The following is a 561-nucleotide window of genomic DNA, read 5'->3' on the forward strand; positions in this document are numbered from 1 at the left end:
CGTTGGCCACGTGCCCGCAGGGCCGCACCACCCGGGTGCACAGCTCGAAGCTCTCCGGTACGCCGACCGCCTCCACGGCCACGTCCGCGCCGAGCCCGCCCGTGAGGTCGTCCACCAGCGTCCGGGGGTCCTCCCCGGCGAAGGCGATGACATCAGCGCCCAGCCGCCGGGCGGCCTGCAGCCGGGTCCTGGCCAGGTCCACGACGATGATCCGCTCCGGGCCGTACAGCCGGGCCGTGACCACGGCCGCCAGCCCGATCGGCCCGGCGCCCACGATCACCACCGTGTCGCCCGCCCGGACATGGCCGTTGAGCACCCCCACCTCGTACGCGGTGGGGAAGATGTCCGCCAGCAGCACCGCGACCTCGCTCGGCACGGCGGCCGGCAGCGGGTGCACGGAGAGGTCGGCGAACGGCACCCGGACGTACTCGGCCTGCGCGCCGTCCACGAGGTGGCCGAGTATCCAGCCGCCCCCGCCGAGGCACTGGCCGTACCGGCCCTCCCGGCAGAAGCGGCACCGGCCGCACGACGTGATGCAGGAGACCAGCACCCGGTCGCCCG

The 561-nt window shown here is 75.4% G+C and carries 1 protein-coding gene; it reads right to left on the reverse strand.

The window, feature by feature from the left end; genetic code table 11:
- Positions 1 to 561: zinc-binding dehydrogenase (locus CCN33_RS29365; RefSeq protein WP_140394747.1), on the reverse strand; the 561-nt coding region annotated here is incomplete at both ends.

Source organism: Streptomyces recifensis (genome assembly GCF_002154615.1).
In the GTDB taxonomy this organism is placed as follows: domain Bacteria; phylum Actinomycetota; class Actinomycetes; order Streptomycetales; family Streptomycetaceae; genus Streptomyces; species Streptomyces griseoluteus.